This is a genomic window from Enterococcus hirae ATCC 9790 (assembly GCF_000271405.2).
GTDB classification, from domain to species: domain Bacteria; phylum Bacillota; class Bacilli; order Lactobacillales; family Enterococcaceae; genus Enterococcus_B; species Enterococcus_B hirae.
The window spans coordinates 2142331-2163557 of record NC_018081.1 but is presented as its reverse complement, the minus strand read 5'-3'; the positions used below and the strand labels follow the sequence as shown (position 1 = coordinate 2163557).

Sequence of the window (21227 nt, the reverse complement as noted above, 5' to 3'; positions counted from 1 at the left end):
ACTGAACGATCCATTCAATCGCTTAATTGTTACGTCCGAAAATTCTTAAGAATGCTAAGAACAAGTTGATAAAATCAAGGTATAGTTGCAATGCCAAGAAAACGGCAATTCCACTGTGTGCTGTCCCATTTGATTCTATATAGATTGACCGGATCTTTTGGTTGTCATATGCGGTAATTCCTGCGAAGATCACGACTAAAAGAAGAGAAATAAACAACTCTACTGCGCTGCTTCGTAAAATAAAGACATTTAAGACCATGGCAATAATGACACCGATCAATGCGGCCATTCCGGCACGGCCGACACCTGTCAAATCTTTTTTAGTAACCAAGCCTACAACGGACATCCCTAAAAACATTCCAGTTGCTGTAATAAACGCTCTGGTAATGCTACCGATATCATACATCGCTAATGTGACAGCTAACGTCAGTCCATTCAAGAGCGAATACGCAATAAAACCACCAATAGCTAAACTTGGGTTTTTAGCTGCTTTAACGCCCAATACAACTACTAAAATCAACTCTACGATCCAGAGACCCATAAAGCCTAATGGGAAATTATTGATGAACGAGAAAACTTGTTGAGGATATACTTGTAATGCGAGATAAGAGATAATCGCACTTAATGCTAGACCTCCTCCTAGATAACCATAGACCTTAGCATAGAAGCGATTCAGTCCTGTTGAAATAGTACCTTGATTATTCATATGTTTCACCTTCACTTTCAAGAGTAATCTCTAATTCTGGTTCGACCGGTGGCTGAACCATCACTACTGCATCCAATACCCGATTTTCTTCGCTATTGTTTGCTTCGACAGAGATTGTCACGACATTTTTCATTTTGTCTACTTTGATAATATCAAACTGAAAAGTCAATGTTTGATAATGGAAAACTGGCTCAATAAAATTGACAGAAAAATTGACTACATGAGACCCAGGACCTGGCAAATGTTTTGAAATTGCACTGGTGATGATGCCCATCAACATGACAGAAGGCACAATCGGTTGTTGGTACTCCGTTTGTTTCGCAAAATCATGTTGGATGTATAGTGGATTCGCATCATTTGTTAGTCCTAAATACAATAACAGCTGATTGTCTTCAATCGATTCAGTTAAAGACAACGAGTCCCCTTCCTCCAGTTCATTGATGGTTTTTCCTAATTTACGTGGTTTACTTATGTTCAAGTTAGTAACCCTCCAGTTTATATATTGATCACTTCTTATTGTATCAAAACAGTCCAAAAAGGCAAGTTACACTGATTAAAACAAGAAAATATTAACGAAACTGAAAGAAGACAGCGACGTTGATTCCTCTTTTGAAAACCAGAAAAATCAAAAAATCTCTACCTGTTAAGTTTCATTCTTTAACAGATAGAGACTGCTTTACAATCGACTACTTAAAAAATAGATTACAATACATTCTTTGTCGTACTACTTAATAATTTTTCATACGCTTGTTCAAATTTTTGAACGTCCCCTGCACCCATAAAGATAATGACAGCATCGTGGAAATCAAGTAAAGGAGAAACATTGTCTTCTTTGATCACTTGACCACCTTTTTTGATTTTATTGCCAAGATCTTCAATTTTGACATCGCCCTGTTCTTCACGAGCAGAGCCAAATATATCACATAGGTAAACTTTATCTGCAAGATCTAGTGCTTCTGCAAACTCATCCATCAAAGCAATTGTGCGGGTAAATGTATGAGGTTGGAAAACTGCAATGATTTCTTTATCAGGGTACTTTTGTCGAGCCCCATCGATTGTTGCTTTGATTTCAGCTGGATGATGAGCATAATCATCTACAACTGTCATATCAGCTACGATTTTTTCGCTAAAGCGACGTTTTACACCTGGGAATGTTAACAATTCTTTCGCTACTTCTTCTTGGTCTAGTTTTTCAAAATAAGCAACTGCGATCACGCCTAATGCATTTAATATATTATGTTTGCCAAAAGCAGGAACAGTGAAATGTCCCACAAATTCATCTTTGTGGTACACATCGAAAGCTGACCCCGTCGTTGTGCGTTCGATATTCCGAGCTTGGATATCATCATCTTCAGAAACACCATAATAATAGATCGGAACATCTGCTTCTAATTTTCTTAAGTAAGCATCGTCTCCATAGGCAAAGATCGCTTTTTTCACTTGATTTGCCATTGATTGAAATGCGGTAAACACATCATCAATACTTGTATAATAATCTGGATGATCAAAATCAATATTTGTCATGATAACATAATCAGGCGAATATGCTAAGAAATGGCGACGATATTCACAAGCTTCAAATGCAAAAAATTCTGCTTGAGGATCGCCATGTCCTGTGCCATCACCAATTAAATAACTTGTTGGACGAATGCCAGTCAACATATGTGAAAGTAATCCTGTCGTACTCGTTTTACCATGTGAACCAGTCACTGCAATACTCGTGTAGTTTTGGATAAAGTCGCCGATAAAGTCATGATAACGAACAACTTCTAATCCCAACTCTTTCGCTCTTTGAATCTCCTCATGCGTATCTGGGAAAGCATTACCAGCAATGATCGTCATTCCAGGTTGAACATTCTCTGCATCAAAAGGCAAAATTTTGATATTTGCTTTTTCTAAATCCCTTTGTGTAAAGAAATATTTTTCGATATCTGATCCTTGTACTGGTAACCCTTGCTCGTGTAAGACAAGTGCCAATGAGCTCATTCCTGATCCTTTAATACCAACAAAATGGTATAATTTATTTTGATTTTCCATTTGAATCCTCTTCTCTTAAATATCATCCATTATTTTGTTTTCTATTACAACACGTTCCTCATTATCATATAAACCTAAAAAAATTTCAACCAAATATATTTGAAGAGGTTACTTACTTGAAAAATCGTTCAAATTTAAAAACTGGCTAACGCTCTCGTTTGGTCTACTAGGGATGATTTTCTCATGAACGCAAGAAAGTTCCTGAAACAGAAGAACGGATCCGTTGATAGGCTGACCAAACTTTTTGTGGGATGTCCACATGATTCATATAATTTTTCCCATTTGGTCCATAGCCCTGTTCATCATCCTTCAAACGAACCATTTCTCCTAAAACTAACGCATAGAAATAATCTTTCGACCATTGATCGTTCAACTCTGGCTGAGAAAAATGTAACTCTTCCGCTAGTTCAATTAATTGGGGAACAAATGGGACATAGTTACACCATTCTACTCCTGTGCCTTTCCAGACCTTCTCAAAAGTTGCTCTGGTACGTCGCTGTAATGTTGGATCATTCATAAGAAAAATCCGTTCAGGTAAAGCGCCCTTTTTTTGAAGGATCGTCAAGGCATGTTGTGCATTTTCCCCAGAGTTCGTCGAGGTTGTTTCTAAAATGAATCTTTCAGTTGGAATGTGGTATTTTTCTGTTAAGTAACGAAAACACATCTCACTTTCACTGAGTCCATCCTCAAATAAAACCCCTTGCTTTGCAAAATTTTGGCGAAGCACCTTAGTAGCATGTCCGATTCCTCCGACTAGAAAAATTTGCTGCACTTGTCCTTGCAAATACAGTTCAGCTGCCTTATCAGCAAGAATCGGTAAGCCATTACCTGCTAGAATCACTATTGGTGCCGAATCATTTGTTCTTTGATCACTTGCATCAGCCAAAAAGGATAGCAAACAATTCCAATCTTTCAATTGTTCCCCTTGATTCGTCATGAGCTTTTTTCTCCTTTTTAAGATTTTTTACTTACTGGAAAGCTGTTCATTTGGCACTTTATCCAGTGTTTCCTTCCAAATCAAATGCCCTCGACATTTCCCGCAAACATAGCGTTTGGTATCGATTTTTCGTTTGCGGTAAATATCGGTTGTACAACTAGCACACTGATACCATTCAATTTTAGTCGTTTTCTTAGCAGAAAGAGCAGGAGCGTATCTTAAACCACCCGTTTTTTTAGTAAAACCTTAAAATCAGCATCTCGATGACGATAACCTTTATTAGCTAAATGCAAATGATAATGACATAATTCATGTTTAATGATTGCAACTTTTGTCGCTTCATCCACTTCTTGAAACATCTTCCAATTAAAATCTAAATGATGGTCGTTTAAGTGATAACGTCCCCCTGTAGATCGCAAACGAGAATTGAATTTTGCTTGATGCTTAAAGGGCAATGAAAAACTATCTAGCGAGATTTTTTCAACGAGTTGCTGCAATTCGATTTCTGTCACTTTATTTCGCCTCATAAGGGGAAAGCATCGTTAAACTGATTCTTCCTTTATTGACATCAACAGCTTCAATCCAAACTGTTACAACATCGCCTACAGAAACGACATCAGTAGGATGTTTAACAAATTTTTTACTTAATTTAGAAAGATGAACTAATCCGTCTTGCTTTACACCGATATCAACAAACGCACCAAAGTCGATTACATTCCGTACAGTCCCTTTCAACTCCATCCCTGGTTTCAAATCTTCCATACTTAAAACATCTGAACGCAAGAGTGGGGCTGGCATTTCATCCCGCATATCTCTACCAGGTCGGGTTAACCCTTCAAGAATATCAGCTAACGTTTCTTCTCCTACAGATAATGTTTTGGATAAATGAGTGGAAGAAAGTTGAGATAGGGTTTCGATTGCTTCTTTTTTACCTAATGCTTTCTCTGATAACCCGTTGCTTTTTAGAATTTCTTTTGCTATTGGATAGCTTTCTGGGTGAATGCCTGTATTATCAAGAATGTTTTTCCCACCTGGTACACGGATAAACCCGATCGCTTGCTCATAAGCCTTTGGTCCTAAGCGAGGAACTTTTTTCAATTGCGCTCGCGTCTCAAACGCACCATTTTCTTCTCGATAAGTCACAATATTTTGAGCAGTTGTTTTATTCAAACCAGAGATGTGTTGCAATAATTGAGGGCTTGCAGTATTAACATCCACACCCACTTGATTGACCACAGTTTCTACTACAAAATCTAATTGTTCCGCTAAACGTTTTTGAGAAACATCATGTTGGTATTGTCCAACTCCTACAGCTTTAGGGTCAATCTTCACTAATTCAGCTAATGGATCTTGCAAACGTCGAGCGATCGACACTGCACTTCGCTCTTCCACTTGGAGGTCAGGAAATTCTTTGCGGGCAATATCACTTGCAGAATAAACAGAAGCTCCCGCCTCATTCACGATCGCATAGTACGCTTTATGATCAGCTGATTTTAATTGTTCAGCAACAAATTGTTCTGATTCACGGCTAGCAGTACCATTCCCTATTGCGACCATATCTACTTGGTATTGGTTGATCAATTGAACAAAAGCAGGTCCTGCAGCTTCACGTTTCGCTTGAGAAGCAGGTTTATGCGGATAGATGACTTCAATTGCCAAAACTTTACCTGTCGCATCTACTACAGCTAACTTACATCCTGTACGATAGGCTGGATCGAATCCTAAAACGACTTTTCCTTTTAAAGGAGGTTGTAACAAGAGATTACGGAGGTTTTCTCCAAAGATCGCAATTGCTTGCTCATCAGCTTTTTCAGTTAATTCATTGCGCACTTCCCGCTCAATCGCAGGTTGAATAAACCGTTTGTAACTATCTTGATAAGCATTCCTAACAAACATAGTTGCGGGAGAAGCTGGGTTATTGATCAATTGCCGCTCCAAATAAGACAAAATAGGTTCCTCTTCCACTTGGAGTCCGACTTTCAAAATACCTTCTTTTTCACCACGATTCGTCGCTAAAATGCGATGAGAGACGATTTTATGAATGGGTTCGGCATAATCATAATACATTTCATATACCGCTTTTTCATCTAACTCCTTCTTTTTAACGACACTGACATAAGAACCTTTATTGTAGGTATAGGAGCGTACCCACGTTCTGTAAGTTGCATTATCACTGACTTCTTCAGCAATGATTTCGTGAGCGCCTTGCAATACTTCCTCGACCGTATGAACTTCTTTTTCATCATTGAGGTATTTTTTTGCTTCTGCATAGACATCTTCATTGGGCAATTGACGAAGCCACTGGGCAAAAGGCTCTAATCCTTTTTCTTTTGCGATCGTCGCTTTCGTTCTGCGTTTTTGTTTATAAGGACGATACAAGTCTTCTACTTGTTGCATTTTAACTGCTAAAGTAATGTCTTTTTTCAATTCTGGCGTTAGCTTACCTTGTTCATCGATTAAACGAATCACTTCTTGTTTTCGTTTCTCTAAGTTTTCTAAATAAGCATAGCGCTCTTCAATTTCTCGAATTTGTACCTCATCTAAGCTACCGGTCATTTCTTTTCGGTAACGTGCAATAAATGGGACAGTATTTCCTTCGTTCAATAAATTCAATACGGTGGTAAGTTGTTTTGAATGATACATCGTTAGTTCTTTTTGAACTAACTGGACAATTGTTTGATTTAAATTCTCTGCCATCAATATACTCCCTTTTTAAGTTAAAGCCATTTTCATTATTCCCTGTTTCTAAATAAAAATGGTGGATTTTCTCACATACTTATTTATTTTATCATATTTGATAACAGTACTTATAGCAGCTCTTAGCAAAACAAATCAATCACACTAAAAATCCCCTATAATAGTTGAGGAATTTGAGTTTCCTCAATACTTTTATAAGGAATCATGTACTGTTATCCTGATCCATTAATTTCCTTGCCACGGTCCTTCAGTGTTTTGATACTCAATGTCTTGAACGATACCAGTTTCATCAAAAACCACACCATGCATCGATCCACCAAAGACTGCTCCACCGTCAATTCCGATTTTCTTATCGTGAATCCATAAATCTGTCGTTTCCATATCTCCGTGTAGCATAGGGGTAATGGTATGACCAAAAACGATTGTTTTTCCTGTATTATTTTTACCTTCATGGAAAGGTTCGCGAATCCAGATGAAATCATGAGGGTTTGTATCATGCCAATCTTTTTTAGTTAAGTCAACCCCTGCATGGACAAAGAGATAATTATGCCATTCATAATAAAGCGGCCGCTCACATAAAAAATCAATCAGTTCGCCATATCGTGAGCGAATCATCAACGCAATCTCTGTGGGCGAATACTCTTCAGTTGACCCAGGGTGTAAAAGACTGTCAAATGTTTCTTTGCCACCATTCCGTAAATAGGGCTCATACCAGCCTTCAGGACTTTGGAGGAACTGCAAAAAGTACTCTTCGTGGTTTCCTCGAAGATAAATCGCGTTATTTTCTTTGACTAGCTGCATACCTAGTAAAAAACACTCTTTCGTATTAGGGCCTCTATCATTCAAATCCCCCATCAATACTAATTGATGATTTAATGGATCAAATTCGTTGACCAATTTTTTAAAGAGATCGTATTTTCCATGAACATCGCCAATCGCATACACCCACTTTTTCATGATGAAACTCTCCCTTTCCATTGTAGTATAACGTATCTTTCGCATAGATTAACACTTATCGAAAAGGTTTTTCCCTTTCCTATACTGATTTTCTCAATAAAAAGAAAAAAAGACAAGCCAAAAATAAAGATAGCAAAGGAATTCCCTTATTCACTCAGCGCTCAACTAGAGCTAGGTGATTGGAGAACAGCTTCTCCTGCTATGTTTATTTTTCAGCTTGTCACTAAATGCTAGTTAAAAAAAGCAGCTAATTTTTCTTCTACTTCTTTTTCAGACAGTTGATGCTCTTTGATGTAGCGGTTTTGTGGATGTTTTGCGCATTCGATCGAACAAGAACCTAAATGTTTTTCTTCATTTTCAACAGAAGTCAACATCTGACGATTGCATTCAGGATTGCCACAATTGATGTAGCGTTCGCAAGGCGTACCGTCGAACCAATCTTTGCCTACGATTCGTTTATCCACTTGATTGATATCAACTGCAATACGTTCATCAAACACATACATCTTACCATCCCACAATTCTCCTTGAACTTCAGGGTCTTTTCCATAAGTTGCGATCCCGCCGTGTAGTTGACCAACATCTTTGAAGCCTTCACGGACTAACCAACCAGAAAATTTTTCGCAACGAATCCCACCAGTACAATAAGTAACCACTCGTTTTTCCATAAATTCTTCTTTATGATCACGGATCCATTTAGGGAGTTCCCTAAAGCTTCTAATATCAGGACGAACAGCCCCACGAAAATGTCCTAGATCATACTCGTAATCATTTCTGGCATCAATGACAACAGTATCTTCATCTAAAATTGCCTCTTTGAATTCTTTTGGTGAGAGATAATCTCCTGTCAATTCGTGAGGATCGATATCGTCTTCTAATTTCAAAGAAACAAGTTCTGGTCGTGCACGAACAAACATTTTCTTAAATGCGTGGCCTTCACTTGGATCAATTTTAAAAAATGTATCAGCAAAACGCTCGTCTTGATGCATCATCGCCATATATTTTTCAGTTTCTTCGATCGTTCCAGACAATGTGCCGTTGATACCCTCTTTGGCAACTAAGATTCTTCCTTTTAAATTCAACGATTTACAAAAGGCTAAATGTTCCTTCGCAAATTGCTCTGGGTCTTCAATGGTTGTGTAGTTGTAATAAAGTAATACTTGGTAATCCATGTTTTCTTTCCTTCCTTCTCTTCTCTCCAGAATAGTATAAAAAAAGTAAGGTTCGTTTGACGATATTTATGCTTGTGTATTTATGTTCAAACTCTTCAGTTAACATAATATAATTATCGTTTTTTAATTTAGGCAAACTTTACTATATAAAAGATGGAATAAGATGACCTCAACGATGGAATGACCATTTACATAAACTAGGTTCTACCAAGTGAAAAACCCCCACTCTACTAGTCGCTAAACATGACCTGTTTAACTACTAGTAGAATGAGTGTCTGAAGACTACCTTCAAATCATTTCTTTATTTCCCTGTTACTGCAAAATAATTACCATCAGGATCGGCAAAATTAAATACGTATTCTTCACCTAACTGGACTAATTCGCCTAATACCGTACCTTGTGCTTGCATTTTCTTATATAAATCAAAAATATCATCGCTATAAAACATCAAGGATGGGGAACTTCCAGCAACTTCTGGGGAATGTTGTTCAATGAATTCCCGATCGTATAAGACAAGTGAAGTAGTCGCCTTCTCTGATTGGGCGATTTCTACAACCAGTGTGCCATCCATTTCTTGACGATCTAATTCTTTGAATCCAACGGCAGTCCAAAAATCAACGTTTTTTTTCACATCATCAACATATAACATGATTTTCATTTCATTGGTAAACATGTAAATCCTCCTACATTTCTTCTTTTTAGAAGTCATAAGCTTAACTATTTTAGCATACGGAGATCGGAAAAGCTATCTTCACTCCATCTTTATACTCTTATACTTGCCCTTATTGTCATAGTTTTTGGAGTGGATGGAATCTCGTTTTCACTTTTCGGAATAAAATAGATTCTCTGTATCAATCGCTTATAAAAAAACAGATCCCGTCTCAAAGACGAAATCTGTTTTTGGCTTATAACTAAGCATTGACATCAATGACTTTTGAATCATCTTTGATTGCTTCACGATCCAAGTCCTTAATTCTAGCACTTGTGACAATCCCGGCAACCATACTGCCACTGACGTTCGTTGCTGTTCGAGCCATATCAATCAATGGTTCTACTGAGATAACTAAGCCAACGATGGCAACTGGCAAATTCATCGCCCCTAAGACGATCAATGAAGCAAACGTTGCGCCACCACCAACACCGGCTACACCAAATGAGCTGATCGTGACGATTGCAACTAACATCAAGATAAAGCCAATACTAAAAACATCAATTTCAGCAGCTGGAGCAACGATCGTGGCTAGCATCGCTGGATACACACCTGCACAGCCGTTTTGCCCAATTGATAAACCAAAACTGGCTGAAAAATTCGCTGTTGCTTCATCCACACCTAACGCTTTGGTCTGTGTTTCGATATTCAATGGCAATGCCCCTGCACTTGAACGTGAAGTAAAAGCAAAGCTCAATACTGGAAAAGCTTTTTTAAAGTAGTCAAACGGATTGACTTTCACTGAAAGCAAGATCAATGAATGAACAATCAAGACTGCTAGTAAAGCAACATATGAAGCAAGTACGAATTTTCCTAAATTGATAATGGCAACAAAATCACTAGTAGCCATCACATTCGTCATCAACGCAAAGACGCCATATGGAGTCAAACGTAAAACTAAGGTAACGATACGCATAACGATTTTATATAAACTATCAATCAAATTGGCAAAAAATTCTGCTTCTTTCGGTGCTTTTCTTTTGACTCCTAGATAAGCAATCCCGACAAATGCAGCAAAAATCACAACACCGATCGTACTTGTTGCACGTGTACCAGCTAGATCAGCAAAGACATTTTTAGGGATGAATGATAATATTTGTTGCGGAATCGTTAATCCTTGGATACTCTCTTGGCGAGTGGCTAATTCCGAGATTCGAGCTGTTTCTGCTGCGCCCTCGGTAAACTTCGCTCCTTGAAGACCAAATAATATGGTTGTACCGATTCCAATCAATGCAGCAATTGCTGTTGTTGCAAGCAGTGAGGTTAATACTGTTGCACTGATTTTACCTAATTTTTCAGAAACTTTCATTTTTGTAAATGCGCCAACGATCGAGACGAATACTAATGGCATAATCAGCATTTGTAAGAAGCCGACATAGCCTTCACCTACGATATTGATCCATTCCATTGATTGACTGATGACTTGGTTATCTACTCCAAAAATCAATTGTAATAAGCCACCAAATACGATTCCGATAGCTAGAGCTGTATAAACCCTTGTTGAAAATTTTGCATGGCGCTTTTGCATGCGATAAAAAACATATAATAATACCGCAAAAACTAGAACCACTAAAACTGTGATGAGTGTTGTCATTTTACTCCTCCTCTAATTTTTAATGACAAGTCCATCTAAGGAAGTAAAGCTTCCCGAAAATGATTCTTCAATCATTTTCCTGAAAATATTTTTTTCAGCGACTCGTTCATTCTAGACTATTTATGTAAAAAATACATTCGTTTTGCTTACAATTAGTAATAGAAAAAAACCAGTAGTGATAGCCTTTGACTATCACTACTGGTTTTAAGCACGTTTTATGCTTCGTTTTCTTCTTTTTCAGATTGAAAATTTAGTTTCACGCCTGGTTGATCCAATGCAATCTCAGTTATTTCATAGGCCATTCGTTTGACGATGTCAAATAATGGCGCAACTAGCTCATCCACTTCTTCTTGTGTGACATCATTTTGTCCTTCAATCTTTCGATTAAGGATATGGTTAATTTGACTCACGCTTCCTGATAAAACATATGTATCAAAGACTAAGCGAAATTCTAAACGTGCCCCTACGATACTGTGTTCTTTCGGATAGTTCTCAATCGTCTCTTTCAGAGGAGAAAATCCTACTTTTAAATCTGTTTCAACTTCTTGATCAGGCCTTTTAAAATCATAGTGAAATGCCTCTACTACTTCTTTTTGTCTTTTGATTTCCATTTGATCACTCCTTATTCAAATTATAACATACCTCACTTTGAAAGAGGATACTATTTTATTGCTTTCTCCTTGATATCAAGGATTTTTAAGAGATCATCTACAACATAATCGGCAGGAATATCTTGTAAAAAATGATCAATATCATACAAACAAGTCAAGACTCCTGCGTTCTTACCAGCTTCTATATCTAAACGACGATCACCAATCATGATCGTTTCCGACTTTTTCAATTGATGTCTTTGGATCAAATCATTTAATGAGTCGGGCGCTGGCTTACGAGGAAAATTCCGATCAATCCCGATGACTTCTTCAATCAAATCAGCTAGATCAAACTGCTCAAGTAATCCCCATGTTGAGGTTGAGAGTCGATGGGTCAAAATAAAATGCTTTGCACCTTGGCTTTTCAATAATCGCAACACTTCTTGGGTGCCTGCAAAAGGCTTGGAAATTTTCTGACTCGCTGCTTCATAACGATGAAACAAAGGTGTAAATTGTTCTTCTGGTAATTGGTATTCTTTGATTAGTTGACGGGTGGAAAATTTCTTCATAATCGGATAAATCGTTTCTTGATCCGCTAAGATACCTAACGCAGCCATTGCTTGAAGCGCTCCATCGACCATGGCTGGATAAGTATCAAATAATGTTCCATCAAAATCCCAAACATAATTTTTTATCATCGTAACTTCTTTCCTTTAAATCTATTCATATTCCCACAAAACATGTCCCTCTTATAACAATTCTTTTCCGAGGATTTCTAACTCTTTATTTAAAGTGTATTGAATCGGTTGCGCATTCGGGATATCAATCGTATCCAACTGATTTTCTGGTACATCTTCTAAGTATTTCGTTAACGCACGTAAGCTATTCCCATGTCCAACCACTAAGACATTTTTACCACCTAATAAGTGTGGTGCAAGTTCATCTTGCCATAAAGGAACCACGCGCTCAACTGTCATCTCTAAGCTTTCACCATGGGAGAGCAAACGTGGATCTAAAGAATCATAGCGTCGATCAAAATGGTTTTCTGATACGAGTGGCGGAACTTCTCGATAGCCACGACGCCATTTTTTGACTTGTTCTTCGCCATATTCTTTTTTCATCTCCGTTTTATTTTTACCAACTAATGCCCCATAATGTCGTTCATTTAACCGCCAAGTTTTTTGGACGGGAAGATACAATTGATTCATTTCTTCTAAAGCTAACTGTGACGTTTTGATTGCTCTTTTTAGTACAGATGTATAAACGATATCAAAAACCAATCCTTGCTCATTCATTTTTCGTCCAGCTTCCGTTGCTTGTTGCATCCCCTTTTCAGTTAGCGCAACATCTAACCAGCCAGTCCAATAATTTTGAAAATTGGCTTCACTTTCACCATGTCGTAATAAGACTAACTTCATCCTCTTCACCTAGACTTTCGTTTCAAATTGGGTACCGCATTTTTGACAAGTCACTCGAATTCGTCCTTTACCTCATGGCGCTCTTTGCTTTTGGTGACAAGTAGGACAAGAAAAAAACGTGTACTCCATCACTTTCTTTGAATTTTTTGGCTTTCTCAACTGAGAAAACCATAATTTTATTTGATTCGATTTTTCGATGAATTTCCGATTTTCATTTATTCTTACATAGATTTTCTTCGATAACAATCGAAATACGATTAGACCGAGTAATCCCCAAAATAAGAAATAACCGATTGAAAAAGGAAGTAAAAATTGAAACAGACGAAAGAATAGTGCCAGAATCAACAATACTCGGTTCAACGAATCAAATGTTGCATAACGTCCTTGCATCACTTGGTTGTATTTTCTTTTGTATTCAATCAAGCGTCTTAACCAAATTTGTGCCATCGTAACTCCTCCTGTTGCTCTTATTATGGCAAAAAAAAGCAAAAAGAAAAAGCTTTAATTCGCTTTTTCCATTGTTAATTGATGAAGTGCATTCCGATTCTTCATAAAGTCAATCACGATGACTTTCTTTTCCTGCGCTCTTTGGACGACACGAAATGTATCCGCTAACGGTAACGTGAGCTTTCTAGAAGGCACTTCCTTCAAGCGAACAAATCGGCGAATCAGCGTTAAGAATTGTGTTAATTGAATCGATGTATGAACTAAATCAGGATATTTTTTTAATAATTGAGTTGTCTTTAATAAATGGCGTTTTTTACCAATTTCACTTAAAAAACTTTTTAAGATTTTTTGTTGCCGTTGAAAAATTGAAAACGAATCTTTCTCATCAATTTTATAACGCATTTGTCTTTGAAGTTCACTGACCGTTAACTGTATCAACTGGCCGTTCTCCTTGATTATCAAGCCATTTGGAAATAGCTCTGTTACTGCCTGATCCCAACTTGTCAATGAAAGCTCAAGATAATCTTTCACAGGTAAATCAAGTTCTCTATTAAAAAAGAGCAAAAGTGCAGTTAACCCTTCTGATTGATAGATTTCTCCTAGTGTTTGACCTTCTAAATGAAACTCTGGCGAAAAATGCAACAAAGTTTTCCCCTTGTTTAACTGAACATAAAGAAAGGTCGAACGGTTGATGACTTGATCCTTTAGCACCACTAAAAAATTCATTTTTCTCCCCCTTTATCATTTTTAACATAGCATATTTTTAAAAAGTTGTCTGGTAAAAGAGGAGGGTTTCATAAAAATTTAGTAATTCATCAAATTCTCCTTAAAACAATGAAACCACCTGAGCGATTGCAGATTCACTCCTCTTTTTCCATCAATTCTTTCATCTCGATCACTTCCCGATATTGGTGGATTTTAGTGATCCCAATGACTTTATCGACATCAATACTAAAACAGATACCATTTCCTGGCACACCAATGTTGATTCCCTGACCAATCGTCTCCATGACTTGATTGGTTAAACTATCGGGTACGAGGGTTAACACAATATCTTTTTCAGGGGAGATTTCCAGACCTAAAAAATTACTAGAATCATGAATCCCTGATCCACGCCCATGGAGTATCGTACCTCCAGCTGCTCCGGCGGTTTTTGAAAACTTAATCACTTCGTACCCCATTCCCCCATCAACAATCGTGACGATCATATTCAGATTCAACGCTACAGGATCTTTCATTTTTTTCCCTCCAACTGTTGTAATTTGTGTTTGGCTTGTTTATCTTTTTCATCTTTCCTTTTGTAGATATAGCCTAGAACCAATGTCGATAATATGGGCGTCAATGCAATCATAGCCACTACTCCAAATCCATCAATAATCGGATCTCTTCCTTCAATTTGCGTGGCGATTGCCACACACATCGATAAAATGAACGTGGAACACATGGGACCAGTCGCTACCCCTCCGTTATCAAATGCCATAGCAAGAAAAATTTTATCAACCTTGCGTCCTAAAATGAAAGCTAAGCCATATCCTGGAATCAAAAAATAGTAGAGAGAAAAACCAACTAATAAACGCCACATAGATAACCCAACTGCTAAGCCAATCCCAATAGAGATGACTGCTAACATGATTTTTGCTTTGATTCTTCCCTCACTCAATTCTTCCACTTGTTTAACCATGACATGGATCGCTGGTTCTGCGAAACCAACTAAAAACCCCATCAAGAACCCTAAAGGTATCAAAAGCTGATTATGTTCTAAACTAGCAAATACACTACCTAGATGTTGTCCAACAGGAACGTAAGCCAGATCGACACCATGCAGGAATAAGATCAATCCGACAGTAGTGATCAAAAAGCCCTTGATAATAGCCCAGAAACGTTCTTTACTCATCTGAAAGCTCAGGAAGTTCATGACTAAGAATAATAGTATGATCGGCGATATGGCGATTAACACCTCATAGGAAATGATTTCTATCCCCGAGAATAATTCTTGGACTATCTTCATTGAAAAATCACCCCTAAAATCATTACTGCCAGAATTGGACCTAAAGATGCAATCCCAACCATCCCAAAGCTATCATTGGCACTCGTTTCTTGACGAATCATACTAGTCAGTCCGCCAGCTAATGCTAGAATAAAAGGAACAGTAATCGGTCCAGTCGTAACGCCTCCAGAATCAAAAGCAATCGGCATAAATTCATTACTTGTAAAAAATGAAGCGACTAATACACCAACATAACCAATCGCCATCAATTGATAATAAGATAATTTGAAGACAACCCGTAACAGAGCAAACGCTAAAAAGACACCTGTGCCAACGCTTACAATTCCAATTAACAAAACTCGGCCAATCTTTCCTTCAGAAATCTGATTGACTTGTTGTCCCAACACTTGAACGGAAGGTTCTGCGATCGTGATTACAATTCCAATCATAAATCCTAAAGCAATGAGGATTGTGAGACTTTTCTTTTTGATCATATATTTTCCCACTAATCGCCCGACTTCCATCATCGAATAATCGGCGCCAAATAAAAATAGTGTCATGCCAATCATCATAATCCCTGCCCCAAACAAAAAAGAAATCATTTCATCTGAGTCAAGCGGTGCGAAAATAAAAGTTAAAATAACAATTAAAAGCGTCATTGGTAAAATGGCGATAACAACTTCTTTTAAATTTTTTAGCATATATCCTCCTCCTTTACTCTATTTTACCTGATTCCTTCACAAGTTACGAGCAGAACAGGTAAACGCTGTTATTTTTTTCAATAAAAAAATACTCAAATATGACATTACCGTAAAAAGAAGCCAAATTGAGCGAAAATCAAACTTGGTTTCGGCTCCTTTGGCTTCTCTTTATGTTATAAGCAACAATGTCTCAAATCAAGAATGAAAAATCAGAACGAACTTTTCAAATTTTGGGGCTTGATTTTAAAAGAAAGGCATGTTGTTTAGCAAGGTGATCAAAAAGCGTCTGGAACTAAAAGTCTCTTCTTGTTTCACCTGTGGGAAGTAACCACAAAACAAGTACTCAGCTCTAAGACAAGGAAGCAATCAATTGTTTTCGAAATGCTTCGTATTCGTCTGCCTGTTGATTAAACAAACGTTGGTTGCTTGTGTGGCTATCTTTCATCCATTCTTTTGGTTCGCTGCTGCCTAGAAATGCATCTAACAATTGTTGTGTGACAATCGGATTCTTTTTCACTGCTTCTTTGACCAGGTAAAAATCTTCAATTCCTCTTTGCAATTGTTTGTAACGTAAAGACAACAATAACTGTCCAGAATAGCTAGGATAAATGAGACAAGTATCACCGATCGGTAACGAACTAGTATTATAGCGGATATCTTCTCGCACATTTTCTGGCCAGCAATTATATGCCCAACGCAGCATACCATCTGTTTTGAAGCAATGCGCTAAAATTCCTTGGATACGAGTCTCTAGTAATGAGCTGTGTAAAAAGGTATTCGGACGATCAGGATAATTACAAATATAATATTGTGTCTTTCCTGGATGGCTTTGTGTTAACTGCTGATAATGGTTGCACGTACAATAAAAAGAAGTGACCGGAAAATCGACATCTGGCAGCAATTGTTCCAAGACGTTTTCTTTATCAAAAGCGACTTTTATCTGAACACTAGTATCCACTGACTTTAATTCTGCTAATGAAGCTTTAAAGGTGTCTATTTCGTGAATCTTCGGCTCATCAGAGATAATCCTGACTTTGTCCCATACCTCAATCTCTTTGAAATGCTCAAATAATTGGTTGAAATAGGACTTCAATTCATTTTTGTTTTCGATGAATCCGATCTTTTGCAAGACTTCATCAAAATAGCGAACCACAATTTTTTCAGGGTAATCTAACTGTTGGATCAATGGGAAGAATGGTACTTGCCACACACCTAACAAACCAAAGACGTTGATTTCTTGATCGATACCTGCTTCTGCCATCGTTTGAAGATAGCGATCTAAAATGGTGAAATCACACGTCAATTCTCCTTTGAGATCCTTCTTGACTTTGATCATTGAATACTCATAGAGATTCGCTGGATAGTCTTTGACGATATAATTGAACCAACCTTTCCAAGGGATCTCGCCTGCGATAACCGTTACCGATTTTTGCCCAATAGCTGCTAAACTGGCAGCCATTTCGCGAATCAATCGGAAATGAGTCTCACTCCAAAGTGGGACTTGAAAACTTCTCGCTAAATTAGACGGTTGTTGCCAGATGTCCAAATTAAATTTCTGAGTCACGTTATCTGGAAAACAATAATCTGAAACGTCAATCATTAATTTTTTCGTCACTACTTCTTCGTCACCGGCTGTCAAATATGAACGGTAAACTGTTATTTCTAGTGAATAGCTGCCAGACTTGATTTCAGTATCCAAAGGAAATTCCAGATAAATTGGCGCATAACGATCGCCTGAATAAGTTTTCACTGTTTGTTCTAACAACTTATCAGCATACAATATATCTTCGTTGCCTAAATAATAGTCAATAAATTGAGCTTTTACTGGTAACGAGGATTCGATAGCGATACGATAAATCGGTATCTCAATAGCATCTGGTATCGAAAATTCATTCGATAGTACGAAATGGTTTTTTCGCCCGTCATGAAGTAGTAACTGACAAGCATTTTTACTGTTCTTATAAAAAGTTAACTCCGTAAGTTCCTGAGGCTGTTCAGCCGTCAGACGATTGGTCGCTTTATAACTTTCATGGACAAGGTAAGCTTGCATTCAATGCTCCTCCTTTGGTCGATTCAATCCATCGATCAATTGTTCAAATCGTTCATTCGTCATTTGATCTGGAATCATTCGCCGCAATTGCTTTAAATTAAGTCTTTTTACTAATTTGAAACGACTAGGATCTTGCCAGCCAGGGAAAAATCGTTGGAGAACTTGCTGATTTTCTGACTCTTTTACGAGTTGAAAAATCGGTATGTCGATGATCTCTCTGGTCGATAATTCGTTGCCTTTTTCTTGTTCTTCCCACTGTGATTCCATCCATTCCATCGCAAATGGAAACCAGCGAGCAAAACGTTCGTCTGTCACTTCATCAGATGTGCGGTACCACTTAGTTGCCAAAGAAAGTCCATGAGGTCCTTTTTGAAAAATATGTGATTCAAAAGGAACATCATTTTCTTCTAACGCACGTAAATATAGTAAGGAATTTTCGATAGGAACGATCGAATCTTCAAATGTGGAGAATAAAAACGTCGGCGGCGTATCACTCGTCACGCATTCTTCCAAAGAAGGAGCCGAAATACCCATGACCTCTGAAAAAGAAGCGAGGATAGCTGGATAACCTAATAAACATAGAGCGGGTTTAGTCGCTAACATTGTCGACATGGCTGCTGCTAAATGCCCACCTGCTGAAAAGCCAATGACCGCAATCTTATGACGATCAATCTGCCATTCTTCCGCACATTCTTGAAGTAATTCCATTGCTTTTTGTCCATCAGACAATGCTTTTTGAAAATGACGATGTTCTCCTACATGATAATGTAAAACACCTGCATGATAGCCCTTTGACAGAAAGCTTAATGCGATCGGTTCCCCTTCTCTTTCACTACAAAAAGAATACCCACCCCCAGGAATTACTAAAATAAACGGACGTTGTTCGATTGGCTGCGATTCAAACAATTCTTCTTGTAAGTAAAGCTTGAGACCGGTATTTGCCTTGCGATCAAAAATAATTTCTTTTGTTCTCATTGCTTCATTCTCCTAAGCCATTTTCCTCAATCACTTGTTGATACCAATAAAAGCTATCCTTTTTATACCGTGCTAAATCGAGTAACTCTTCATCGGTCCGATTGACATAGATAAATCCGTACCTTTTATTGATTCCTTCATGGGTACTGATCAAATCAATCGCACTCCATGGGCAATAACCGATCACCTCAACGCCATCTTCAATCGCTAAAGCCATTTGCTGGATGTGTTGATGTAAATAATCAATTCGATAATCATCATGGATTTTCCCGTCAATGAGTTGTTCTGATGCACCGATCCCATTTTCTGTCACCAAGAGTGGTAAGCGATAGCGAGAATAAATTTCATTTAAAGTAAAACGAAACCCTTCTGGATCAATAGGCCAGCCAAATTCCGTCATTGGTAAATGTGGATTTTCGACTGTTTGAAAGAATCCTGGAATCCCAAAACCGGATTGCTGATCTATTTTTTGTTCTTTAGCAAAATAACTGGAGACGGTCATTGTATTATAGTAGTTAAAAGCAATGTAGTCTCCTGTTCCTTCTGCTAAAATCGTTTGATCTTCTGCAGTAATCACTGGTGCCGCACCAATCTTCTCTAATAAATGCCAAGCATTATGATTGTACTTCCCAAAAACAGCAACATCTAAAAAGAGCCAATTTCTAAGCGCACTCATATATAAAGCGGCCATCTGATCCTCTGGTTTATCTGAAGCAGGATACACACTGGCGATGTTAGGTGCTGGTCCAATTTTGCCGTTATAATTCCCTTTGTGGTAATTACTGGTCACGAGGGCTTGTGCGACTAACATATGATGGTTTTCTTGGAATTTTTCTTTCATACTTTTATTACTTGTCCCAATTACAGAACCAGCCAATGCCATGACATTTTGTTCATTGATTGTTTGCCAAAGTGGAACATCTTGCCCAAAATGGTCAAATAATACCTGACAATAATCCGCAAAAGCTTGAATCGTTTCTCTATTTTCCCAACCACCTTTTTCGGCAATGGACGCAGGCAAATCAAAATGGAAAACAGTTACGATTGGTTGGATATCATTTTCTTTCAATAACTCAATCAAACGTTTGTAAAAAGCAATACCAGCTGGATTCACTTTTCCATTAGGCATTACACGACTCCATGAAATCGAAAAACGATAAGCTTTTAGTCCTAACTCTTTAAATAAACGGACATCTTCTTCCAATCGATGGTAGTGGTCAGAGGCAAATTTAAAATCAGTCGTTCCTTCTGGGATAGACTTGATATCCTGAACAGATGGTTCTTTCCCCTCTTCATTCCAAGCGCCTTCTACTTGATAAGCACTGGTAGAAGCTCCCCATAAAAAATCTGTTGGAAATTTATTTTTCATCTTCATTCTCCTTTATGGCCGCACCAATTAAATTGGCGTCTGCTTGAAATTTTGCTGCTTCAATCGTCATTGGTTGTAATGTTTTTTTGATGATTGGCGCTACTGTAAACAGCTCTCGATAAGCTTGTTGAATCGTCTGGACCAAATATTCTTGTTGACTGATTCCTCCACCAATGACGATCTTTTCAACATCTAGCAGCGTTTGAACATTGAAACAAAGAAAAGCAACCTGTTTACAATAATCATGAAATAAAGCTTTGGCTGACTCATTCTCACTGTCTTTTAAGGCAGCAAAGACCTGTTCGCCCTCGTCGTCTACTTTTAATAATTCAGCTAATTGTTTGATCAACCAAACAGCCGACAGTCCCATACCTACAAACGAGTCTTGACCAGTAATCTGACGATCACGGATCATAAAGCTAATTTCACCGGCTTGCATGTGCGTTCCTTTATAAAGCTGTCCATTGATACAAATGCCCATGCCAACTCCAGTTCCCAAAATAATTGCTGCGGCTTGTTGGATCCCTTTTAAATTGCCATATTTCATTTCACAGGAAGTAGCAGCTTTGGCATCATTTTCAACGAACACTTCGAAATTCTCCAACTCTAAAAACGATTGCAATTGGAGTTGATCCAGATAAGGAACAGCACCGCCGAAGCGAACTGTCCCAGACTGATCAACCGATCCAGGTACTGAAAAAGCAATTTTATGGAATGATTGGATCTCTTGATAGTCACGAATCATTTGTGATAATAATCGTTGAAATTGCTCTTTGTCTGAAGGTGTTGGAAAACGCTTTTTAAAAGAAACTTCATTCTGAGAAATCAGAGCGGTCTTGATCATCGTCCCTCCAATATCAATCCCTAAAACGACCATTTGC

At 37.9% G+C, this 21227-nt stretch carries 20 protein-coding genes and 2 pseudogenes; all 22 read right to left on the bottom strand.

Going from position 1 to position 21227, the window contains the following annotated elements; genetic code table 11:
• Positions 1 to 22 precede the first annotated feature (22 nt).
• The 22 genes and pseudogenes from EHR_RS10290 to EHR_RS10185 all read right to left on the bottom strand — a co-directional run bounded on the left by EHR_RS10290 (position 23) and on the right by EHR_RS10185 (position 21223).
• Entirely contained in the window at positions 23 to 706 is a 684-nt protein-coding gene (locus EHR_RS10290) for a Bax inhibitor-1/YccA family protein (protein WP_010737680.1), read from the bottom strand.
• Positions 699 to 1184: a MaoC/PaaZ C-terminal domain-containing protein gene (locus EHR_RS10285; RefSeq protein ID WP_010737681.1), complete on the bottom strand. Its 486-nt coding sequence runs from the start codon at positions 1182 to 1184 to the stop codon at positions 699 to 701. The genes EHR_RS10290 and EHR_RS10285 overlap by 8 nt, the downstream gene beginning before the upstream one ends.
• A gap of 224 nt (positions 1185 to 1408) precedes the next feature.
• The gene (murC, locus tag EHR_RS10280) at positions 1409 to 2743 is read right to left on the bottom strand and encodes a UDP-N-acetylmuramate--L-alanine ligase (RefSeq protein ID WP_010737682.1); all 1335 of its coding nucleotides are present in this window, start codon (positions 2741 to 2743) and stop codon (positions 1409 to 1411) included.
• A 181-nt stretch (positions 2744 to 2924) separates the two neighbouring features.
• On the bottom strand, positions 2925 to 3680 hold the full coding sequence (locus tag EHR_RS10275) for a YdcF family protein (RefSeq protein WP_010737683.1): 756 nt from the start codon (positions 3678 to 3680) through the stop codon (positions 2925 to 2927).
• Between the two features lie 27 nt (positions 3681 to 3707).
• A pseudogene (locus EHR_RS10270) lies at positions 3708 to 4192 on the bottom strand (SprT family protein).
• Between the two features lies 1 nt (position 4193).
• Positions 4194 to 6377, bottom strand: coding sequence for a Tex family protein (locus EHR_RS10265; RefSeq protein WP_010737685.1), 2184 nt, complete (start codon positions 6375 to 6377; stop codon positions 4194 to 4196).
• Between the two features lie 225 nt (positions 6378 to 6602).
• Positions 6603 to 7334 carry a metallophosphoesterase family protein gene (locus tag EHR_RS10260; RefSeq protein ID WP_010737686.1) on the bottom strand — a complete coding sequence of 244 codons (732 nt, stop codon included), beginning with the start codon at positions 7332 to 7334 and terminating at the stop codon, positions 6603 to 6605.
• A 230-nt stretch (positions 7335 to 7564) separates the two neighbouring features.
• Positions 7565 to 8506 (bottom strand): oxygen-dependent tRNA uridine(34) hydroxylase TrhO, encoded by a 942-nt coding sequence (trhO, locus tag EHR_RS10255; protein WP_010719027.1) that lies wholly within the window; start codon positions 8504 to 8506, stop codon positions 7565 to 7567.
• A gap of 301 nt (positions 8507 to 8807) precedes the next feature.
• Entirely contained in the window at positions 8808 to 9179 is a 372-nt protein-coding gene (locus EHR_RS10250; protein WP_010719026.1) for a VOC family protein, read from the bottom strand.
• Positions 9180 to 9417: 238 nt separating this feature from the next.
• The gene (locus EHR_RS10245; RefSeq protein ID WP_010737687.1) at positions 9418 to 10809 is read right to left on the bottom strand and encodes an L-cystine transporter; all 1392 of its coding nucleotides are present in this window, start codon (positions 10807 to 10809) and stop codon (positions 9418 to 9420) included.
• A 215-nt stretch (positions 10810 to 11024) separates the two neighbouring features.
• Positions 11025 to 11420 (bottom strand): DUF1149 family protein, encoded by a 396-nt coding sequence (locus EHR_RS10240; RefSeq protein WP_010719024.1) that lies wholly within the window; start codon positions 11418 to 11420, stop codon positions 11025 to 11027.
• A 50-nt stretch (positions 11421 to 11470) separates the two neighbouring features.
• Positions 11471 to 12094 (bottom strand): HAD-IA family hydrolase, encoded by a 624-nt coding sequence (locus EHR_RS10235; RefSeq protein ID WP_025480503.1) that lies wholly within the window; start codon positions 12092 to 12094, stop codon positions 11471 to 11473.
• Positions 12095 to 12148: 54 nt separating this feature from the next.
• Positions 12149 to 12817, bottom strand: coding sequence for a 2,3-bisphosphoglycerate-dependent phosphoglycerate mutase (locus tag EHR_RS10230; protein WP_010737689.1), 669 nt, complete (start codon positions 12815 to 12817; stop codon positions 12149 to 12151).
• Between the two features lie 9 nt (positions 12818 to 12826).
• Positions 12827 to 13264 (bottom strand): annotated as a pseudogene (locus EHR_RS10225) (hypothetical protein).
• A 54-nt stretch (positions 13265 to 13318) separates the two neighbouring features.
• Entirely contained in the window at positions 13319 to 13990 is a 672-nt protein-coding gene (locus EHR_RS10220; RefSeq protein WP_010737691.1) for an LCP family protein, read from the bottom strand.
• 134 nt (positions 13991 to 14124) lie between these two features.
• Positions 14125 to 14502 (bottom strand): P-II family nitrogen regulator, encoded by a 378-nt coding sequence (locus EHR_RS10215; protein ID WP_010737692.1) that lies wholly within the window; start codon positions 14500 to 14502, stop codon positions 14125 to 14127.
• Entirely contained in the window at positions 14499 to 15272 is a 774-nt protein-coding gene (locus EHR_RS10210) for a DUF1538 domain-containing protein (RefSeq protein ID WP_010737693.1), read from the bottom strand. Before EHR_RS10210 ends, EHR_RS10215 begins: the two co-directional genes overlap by 4 nt.
• A complete protein-coding gene (locus tag EHR_RS10205) occupies positions 15269 to 15952 on the bottom strand; it encodes a DUF1538 domain-containing protein (RefSeq protein WP_010737694.1) in 684 nt (227 codons plus the stop codon). Before EHR_RS10205 ends, EHR_RS10210 begins: the two co-directional genes overlap by 4 nt.
• Positions 15953 to 16301: 349 nt before the next feature.
• The gene (locus EHR_RS10200; RefSeq protein WP_010737695.1) at positions 16302 to 18002 is read right to left on the bottom strand and encodes a DUF4091 domain-containing protein; all 1701 of its coding nucleotides are present in this window, start codon (positions 18000 to 18002) and stop codon (positions 16302 to 16304) included.
• Positions 18003 to 18977: an alpha/beta hydrolase gene (locus EHR_RS10195; protein ID WP_014834619.1), complete on the bottom strand. Its 975-nt coding sequence runs from the start codon at positions 18975 to 18977 to the stop codon at positions 18003 to 18005. It lies immediately after the preceding gene.
• Between the two features lie 4 nt (positions 18978 to 18981).
• A complete protein-coding gene (locus EHR_RS10190; protein WP_010737697.1) occupies positions 18982 to 20346 on the bottom strand; it encodes a glycoside hydrolase family 1 protein in 1365 nt (454 codons plus the stop codon).
• On the bottom strand, positions 20336 to 21223 hold the full coding sequence (locus EHR_RS10185) for an ROK family protein (RefSeq protein ID WP_010737698.1): 888 nt from the start codon (positions 21221 to 21223) through the stop codon (positions 20336 to 20338). Before EHR_RS10185 ends, EHR_RS10190 begins: the two co-directional genes overlap by 11 nt.
• Positions 21224 to 21227: the final 4 nt, after the last annotated feature.

Coding starts and splice junctions, on each gene's coding strand:
- EHR_RS10290 (WP_010737680.1), bottom strand. CDS start 706: ATGAATAATCAAGGTACTATTTCAACAGGACTGAATCGCTTCTATGCT.
- murC (WP_010737682.1), bottom strand. CDS start 2,743: ATGGAAAATCAAAATAAATTATACCATTTTGTTGGTATTAAAGGATCA.
- EHR_RS10275 (WP_010737683.1), bottom strand. CDS start 3,680: ATGACGAATCAAGGGGAACAATTGAAAGATTGGAATTGTTTGCTATCC.
- EHR_RS10265 (WP_010737685.1), bottom strand. CDS start 6,377: ATGGCAGAGAATTTAAATCAAACAATTGTCCAGTTAGTTCAAAAAGAA.
- EHR_RS10260 (WP_010737686.1), bottom strand. CDS start 7,334: ATGAAAAAGTGGGTGTATGCGATTGGCGATGTTCATGGAAAATACGAT.
- trhO (WP_010719027.1), bottom strand. CDS start 8,506: ATGGATTACCAAGTATTACTTTATTACAACTACACAACCATTGAAGAC.
- EHR_RS10250 (WP_010719026.1), bottom strand. CDS start 9,179: ATGTTTACCAATGAAATGAAAATCATGTTATATGTTGATGATGTGAAA.
- EHR_RS10245 (WP_010737687.1), bottom strand. CDS start 10,809: ATGACAACACTCATCACAGTTTTAGTGGTTCTAGTTTTTGCGGTATTA.
- EHR_RS10240 (WP_010719024.1), bottom strand. CDS start 11,420: ATGGAAATCAAAAGACAAAAAGAAGTAGTAGAGGCATTTCACTATGAT.
- EHR_RS10230 (WP_010737689.1), bottom strand. CDS start 12,817: ATGAAGTTAGTCTTATTACGACATGGTGAAAGTGAAGCCAATTTTCAA.
- EHR_RS10220 (WP_010737691.1), bottom strand. CDS start 13,990: ATGAATTTTTTAGTGGTGCTAAAGGATCAAGTCATCAACCGTTCGACC.
- EHR_RS10215 (WP_010737692.1), bottom strand. CDS start 14,502: ATGAAAGATCCTGTAGCGTTGAATCTGAATATGATCGTCACGATTGTT.
- EHR_RS10210 (WP_010737693.1), bottom strand. CDS start 15,272: ATGAAGATAGTCCAAGAATTATTCTCGGGGATAGAAATCATTTCCTAT.
- EHR_RS10205 (WP_010737694.1), bottom strand. CDS start 15,952: ATGCTAAAAAATTTAAAAGAAGTTGTTATCGCCATTTTACCAATGACG.
- EHR_RS10200 (WP_010737695.1), bottom strand. CDS start 18,002: ATGCAAGCTTACCTTGTCCATGAAAGTTATAAAGCGACCAATCGTCTG.
- EHR_RS10195 (WP_014834619.1), bottom strand. CDS start 18,977: ATGAGAACAAAAGAAATTATTTTTGATCGCAAGGCAAATACCGGTCTC.
- EHR_RS10190 (WP_010737697.1), bottom strand. CDS start 20,346: ATGAAAAATAAATTTCCAACAGATTTTTTATGGGGAGCTTCTACCAGT.
- EHR_RS10185 (WP_010737698.1), bottom strand. CDS start 21,223: ATGGTCGTTTTAGGGATTGATATTGGAGGGACGATGATCAAGACCGCT.